At 71.9% G+C, this 5,665-nt stretch carries 6 protein-coding genes; 5 read left to right on the top strand and 1 reads right to left on the bottom strand.

Annotation, left to right across the window (positions count from 1 at the left end; all coding sequences use genetic code 11):
* Positions 1-187 precede the first annotated feature (187 nt).
* Entirely contained in the window at positions 188-613 is a 426-nt protein-coding gene (locus AC07EG_RS32205) for a type II 3-dehydroquinate dehydratase (protein WP_478257004.1), read from the bottom strand.
* A gap of 55 nt (positions 614-668) precedes the next feature.
* Here AC07EG_RS32205 and AC07EG_RS32200 point away from each other — a divergent pair, with 55 nt between their 5' ends.
* From AC07EG_RS32200 to AC07EG_RS32180, 5 genes are all read left to right on the top strand, one after another.
* A complete protein-coding gene (locus AC07EG_RS32200; RefSeq protein WP_478257003.1) occupies positions 669-1,544 on the top strand; it encodes an ROK family protein in 876 nt (291 codons plus the stop codon).
* A gap of 144 nt (positions 1,545-1,688) precedes the next feature.
* Positions 1,689-2,855, top strand: coding sequence for a DegT/DnrJ/EryC1/StrS family aminotransferase (locus AC07EG_RS32195; protein WP_478257002.1), 1,167 nt, complete (start codon positions 1,689-1,691; stop codon positions 2,853-2,855).
* Entirely contained in the window at positions 2,852-3,922 is a 1,071-nt protein-coding gene (locus AC07EG_RS32190; RefSeq protein ID WP_478257001.1) for a Gfo/Idh/MocA family protein, read from the top strand. Before AC07EG_RS32195 ends, AC07EG_RS32190 begins: the two co-directional genes overlap by 4 nt.
* On the top strand, positions 3,919-4,605 hold the full coding sequence (locus AC07EG_RS32185) for an HAD-IA family hydrolase (protein WP_478257000.1): 687 nt from the start codon (positions 3,919-3,921) through the stop codon (positions 4,603-4,605). Before AC07EG_RS32190 ends, AC07EG_RS32185 begins: the two co-directional genes overlap by 4 nt.
* Positions 4,602-5,627: a 3-dehydroquinate synthase family protein gene (locus tag AC07EG_RS32180; protein WP_478256999.1), complete on the top strand. Its 1,026-nt coding sequence runs from the start codon at positions 4,602-4,604 to the stop codon at positions 5,625-5,627. The genes AC07EG_RS32185 and AC07EG_RS32180 overlap by 4 nt, the downstream gene beginning before the upstream one ends.
* The last annotated feature ends 38 nt before the right edge of the window (positions 5,628-5,665 follow it).

Raw genomic sequence — 5,665 nt, 5'->3', positions numbered from 1 at the left:
CCGGAAGGCGCGGTGGGCTCACCCCGGGGCGAGCCCACCGCAGCCCCGGGAACCCAACGGAACCCAGCGGCCCCCCAACAATCAGCCCAACGCAAACCGGGGCGATCAACAGGAGCAGCCGCCCAGCCCCCACCCCGCCCCGGTCCTTCGCCGTAGTCACACCAAAAAGCCGGGGCGGACCCGCAACTCACATCCGCAGCAAAGCCTGAGCCGCCAGCCGGTACCCCTCCGCCCCCAACCCGGCGATCACCCCGCTCGCCAGTGGCGCCAGCACCGACTCGTGCCGGAACTGTTCCCTGGCCCAGACGTTCGACAGGTGCACCTCGATCCACGGCCGCGGGTAGTTCGCCAGCGCGTCCCGCAGCGACCAGCCCGCGATCATCAGCGCACCCGGGTTGACGATGGCGCCGACGGTGTCGTAGCTGTCCTGCAGCGTCCGGATCAGCTCACCCTCGCAGTCGTGCTGCACGGCGGTGACGCGCCAGCCGCGCTCGGCGACCTCCGCGGCGACCAGCGCTTCGATGTCCGCCAGCGTGCTGGTCCCGTAGACCTCGACCTCGCGTTTTCCCAGAATCCCCAGATTCGGTCCGTTCATCAGCAGCAGTTCGTCCATACTCGCAGTCCTAACACCACCGGAACCCGAAATCGCTCAGTCCGTTGAGGGAGCCATGAGCAATCACCTCGGCATCGACGTCGGCGGCACCAAAGTCGCTTTCCGCACCGGAACGCAACAAGGCGAACTGCGCTGGGCCCCGTTCCGCGACGTCCGCGACGACTTCGCCCAACTGGCCGGTGCCGTCGCGGAATTCGGCAGGCCCGACGCGATCGGCGTGGCCATGCCCGCCACCGTGAACCCAGACGGCACCGTCGCCGCCTGGCCCAGCCGCCCCGGCTGGGCGGGCGCCGATCTCCACGCCCTCTTCGACGAGGTTTTCCCCGGTGTTCCGGTGATTTTCGCCGACGACGGGGACCTCGCCGCGGTCGCCGAAGCCGACGCGGCCGGGTGCACCGACCTGGTCTACTTCGGGGTGGGCACCGGCATCGGCGGTGGCATCGTCGCCGGTGGACGGCCGTGGCCGGGCCTGGCCCGCGGCTCCTGTGAGCTGGGACACCTCGTCGTCGACCGCAACGGGCCACCGTGCGGGTGCGGGCGTTCGGGTTGCGTGCAGGCGCTGGCCTCGGGACCGGCCACCCTGCGCCGGGCCGCCGGGCTCCTCGGCCGCGAACCGGAGTTCGCCGAGTTCTGCCAGGCGTACCGGGACACCCGCGGCTGGGCGCTGGCCGCGGTGCAGGAGAGCTGCGCCGCGCTGGCGGCCGCCGCGGTCGGCGTCGCGGAACTGGCGCACCCGTCCCGGATCCTGATCGGCGGCGGGTTCGCCGCCGCGCTGCCCGGGTTCGCCGCCGAAGTGGCCGCGCAGGCGAGGAACCTGACGGGCCACGGAAAACCGGTTGTCCCCATTCGGCCCGCCGCACTGGGCGGGTTGTCCTCATTGCACGGCGCCCTGCTGCTCGCCGCCAACCAGCACTGGGGAAAACACCAGTAATCGAAATTCCTGGTGAATACCCCGGAAGAATTGCGGGCCGGATCGACTAGGGGGGTCGTCGGGGTTGGGGGTGCCCAAAACCGGTTTTACGCTCGGACACAACCCCAGGAAGGCAATCCCGGAAACCCGAATCGGAGCAGCCCGATGAATTCTCGTCCGACCCCGGCCCCCGACTACCCGGCGTGGCCGCAGCACGACGACGGCGAACGCGACGGCCTCCTGCGCGCACTGGACCAGGACGGCTGGTGGCGCATGGGCGGGAAGGAGGTCGACTCCTTCGAGCAGGAGTTCGCCGAGTACCACGGCGCGGCGCACGCGCTGGCCGTCACCAACGGCACGCACGCCCTGGAACTCGCGCTCGAGGTGCTCGGAGTCGGCCCGGGCACCGAGGTGCTGGTGCCCGCGTTCACCTTCATCTCCTCCTCGCAGGCCGTGCAGCGCCTCGGCGGCACGGCGATCCCGGTGGACGTCGACCCGTACACCTACTGCATCGACGCCGGTGCCGCCGCCGAACTGATCACCACCCGCACCAAGGCGATCATGCCGGTGCACATGGCCGGGCACATGTCCGACATGGACGGGCTGGCCAAGATCGCGAACGACGCCGGGGTGGCCATCATCCAGGACGCCGCGCACGCGCACGGCGCCCGCTGGCAGGGCAAGCGCGTCGGCGAGCTGGGCTCGATCGCCGCGTTCAGCTTCCAGAACGGCAAGCTGATGACCGCCGGTGAGGGCGGCGCGGTGACCTTCCCCGACACCGAGTCCTACGAGCACGCCTTCCTGCGCCACAGCTGCGGCCGCCCGCGCACCGACCGCCGCTACCTGCACCAGACCTCCGGCTCGAACTTCCGGATGAACGAGTTCAGCGCCGCCGTGCTGCGGGCGCAGCTGGCCCGCCTGGACCGCCAGATCGACACCCGCGAAGAGCGCTGGCGCCTGCTCGCCGGCCTGCTCGACGAGATCCCCGGTGTGGTGGCGCAGTCGCGGGACGAGCGCTGCGACCGCAACCCGCACTACATGGCGATGATCCGCCTCCCCGGCATCACCGAGGAGCAGCGCAACGCACTGGTCGACGCGCTGATCGAGCGCGGTGTGCCCGCGTTCGCCGCGTTCCGCGCGATCTACCGCGTCGACGGCTTCTGGGAGAAGGGCGCGCCGGACGAGACCGTCGAGCAGATCGCCGCCCGCTGCCCGGTGACCGAGGAGCTGTACCGCGACTGCGTGTGGCTGCACCACCGGACCCTGCTGGGCACCGAACAGCAGATGCACGACACCGCCGCCATCGTCGCCGAAGTCCTGGCGGAGCGATGAAGACCTACCGGGTCGCGGTGGTCGGGCTCGGCTGGGCCGGGCGGTCGATCTGGCTGCCCCGCCTGCGGGCCCACCCCGCCTTCGAAGTGGTCGCCGCGGTGGATCCCGAGGCGGTCATCCGCAGCACGGTCGGCCGCGAGGCGGGCGACGTCCGGCTGCTGTCCGGTGTGGACGAACTGAAGGGCGTGGCCGTCGACCTGGCCGTGGTCGCGGTGCCGAACCACCTGCACCACGACGTGGCCAAGGGCCTGCTGCTCGACGGGGTCCCGGTGTTCCTGGAGAAGCCGGTGTGCCTGTCCACCGCGGAGGTGGACTCGCTGGCCGCCGCCGAGCGCGCCGGGCGGGCCACCCTGCTGGCGGGCAGCGCGGCCAACTTCCGCGCCGACGTCCTGGCCCTGCACGACCTGCGCAAGGAACTCGGCCACATCCGGCACGTCGAGCTGAGCTGGATCCGCGCCCGTGGGGTGCCCTCCGGTGACGGCTGGTTCACCGACCGCCGGTACGCCGGTGGTGGTGCGCTGGTCGACCTCGGCTGGCACCTGCTCGACGTGGCCGGCCCGCTGCTCGGTGACGCCGAGATCGACCAGGTCATCGGCTCGGTCTCGGCCGACTTCGTCAACGACAGCTCGCGGGGCGCGGTGTGGCGGCACGACGCGGGCACCGGTGCCTCCGGTGACGTGGAGGACACCGCCAACGCGTTCCTGGTCACCGACGACGGCACTTCGGTGCTGGTCCGCGCGAGCTGGGCGTCGCACGAACAGCGCGACGTGACCAGCGTGACCGTGCACGGCAGCGAGGGCACCGCCCGGCTGCGCTGCACCTTCGGCTTCAGCCCGAACCGCGAGGACAAGGCGGTGCTGACGCTGACCTGCGACGGCGAAACCGTGGTGCTCCCGGTACCCGAGGAGCCGATCGGCTCGGAGTACGACCGGCAGCTCAACGAACTGCCCGGCCTGCTGGCCGATCCGGCGGCGCAGGGCAGGGCGATCGAAGACGCCCGCAAGACCGTGCGGGTGATCGAAGGCGTCTACGGCTCGGTGCGGCAGCGCCTCGGGAGGCGGGCATGACGATCGAACTCAACCGGCCGGTGACCACCGGCGGCCCGCTGGCGGTGGTGTTCGACCTCGACGGCGTGATCGTGGACAGCTTCGCGGTGATGCGCCGGGCCTTCGACCTGGCCTACGCCGAGGTGGTCGGCGAGGGGCACCCGCCGTTCGAGGAGTACAACAAGCACCTCGGCCGGTACTTCCCGGACATCATGCGGATCATGGGGCTGCCGCTGGAGATGGAGGAGCCGTTCGTCCGCGAAAGCTACCGCCTCGCCGGTGAGGTCGAGGTGCACGACGGGGTGCCCGAGACCATCCGCGAGCTGCGGGCGCGCGGGCACCGGATCGCGGTGGCCACCGGCAAGAGCGGGCCGCGGGCCCGGTCGCTGCTGGAGACCCTCGGCCTGGCCGAACTGTTCGACGTGGTGATCGGCTCGGACGAGATCGCCCGGCCCAAGCCCGCGCCGGACATCGTGCGGCACGCGATGGACGTGCTCGAGGTGCCGGCCGAACGGTCGATGATGATCGGCGACGCGGTGACCGACCTGCAGAGCGCGCAGGCCGCCGGGGTCACCGCCATCGCCGCGGTGTGGGGCTGCGAGGGCAACACGGCCGACCTGCTGGCCGCCGGTCCGGACGTGGTGCTGGAGGACCCGGCCGAACTGCTCGAACTGTGCCCGGCCGCCGCGGCCGCGAAGGCATGACCGCGCGGATCGACGTCGACCTCGGCGACCGGTCGTACCCGGTGCACGTCGGCGCGGGCACCCGGCACCTGCTCGGCGGGGTGCTCGCCGGGCTCGGGGTCCGGCGGGTCGCGATCGTCTCGGCGCGACCGGCGGAACTGCTGCCCGACCCCGGCGTGGAGTCGGTCGTGCTCACCGGGCAGGAGGGTGAGGGGGACAAGAACCTGGCGACGGTGGAGGAGCTGTGCCGCCGGTTCGCCGGATTCGGGCTGACCCGGTCGGACGCGGTCGTGTCGTGCGGTGGTGGCACGCTGACCGACGTCACCGGCCTGGCCGCGGCGCTGTACCACCGGGGCGTGCCGGTGGTGCACCTGCCGACCTCGCTGCTGGCGCAGGTGGACGCGAGCGTCGGCGGCAAGACCGCGGTGAACCTGCCGGAGGGCAAGAACCTGGTCGGGGCCTACTGGCAGCCCGCGGCGGTCCTGTGCGACACGGACTTCCTGGACACGCTGCCGCGCCGCGAGTGGATCAACGGCTACGGCGAGATCGCCCGCGCGCACTTCATCGGCGCGGGGGAACTGCGGTCGCTGCCGCTGGCCGAGCAGATCGCGGCGAGCGTGCGCCGCAAGGCCGAGATCGTGTCGCAGGACGAGCGCGATTCCGGGCTCCGGCACATCCTCAACTACGGGCACACCCTCGGGCACGCACTGGAACGCGCCACCGATTTCCGGTTGCGGCACGGGGAAGCCGTGGCGATCGGCACGGTTTTCGCCGGGCGGCTGGCCGGCGCGCTCGGGCGGATCGATCAGGCGCGGGTGGGCGAACACCTCGAAGTCGTGCGGTCCTACGGGTGCCCGTCCGAGTTGCCACCCGGTCTCGACCCGGCCGAGCTGATCCGGTTGATGGCCAAGGACAAGAAGGCGACCACCGGGCTGGCGTTCGCGCTGGACGGCCCGTCCGGCGCCGAACTCGTGCGCGACGTGCCCGAAGACGTGGTGCTGGAGGTGTTGCGGGGGATGCCGGTGGGGACCGCCCTACCCTGAACCCTCCGGCCGGCCCGGTGGGCTCGACGGGTTCACCG

Source organism: Amycolatopsis sp. NPDC045836 (assembly GCF_056431745.1).
The sequence above is the reverse complement of the archived record's forward strand: the minus strand, read 5'-3'. Positions and strand labels throughout refer to the sequence as shown.

Bases quoted from the DNA above. Each gene is read 5' to 3' on its own strand.
- AC07EG_RS32190 (WP_478257001.1), top strand. From the start codon at position 2,852: ATGAAGACCTACCGGGTCGCGGTGGTCGGGCTCGGCTGGGCCGGGCGG.
- AC07EG_RS32180 (WP_478256999.1), top strand. From the start codon at position 4,602: ATGACCGCGCGGATCGACGTCGACCTCGGCGACCGGTCGTACCCGGTG.
- AC07EG_RS32185 (WP_478257000.1), top strand. From the start codon at position 3,919: ATGACGATCGAACTCAACCGGCCGGTGACCACCGGCGGCCCGCTGGCG.
- AC07EG_RS32195 (WP_478257002.1), top strand. From the start codon at position 1,689: ATGAATTCTCGTCCGACCCCGGCCCCCGACTACCCGGCGTGGCCGCAG.
- AC07EG_RS32205 (WP_478257004.1), bottom strand. From the start codon at position 613: ATGGACGAACTGCTGCTGATGAACGGACCGAATCTGGGGATTCTGGGA.
- AC07EG_RS32200 (WP_478257003.1), top strand. From the start codon at position 669: ATGAGCAATCACCTCGGCATCGACGTCGGCGGCACCAAAGTCGCTTTC.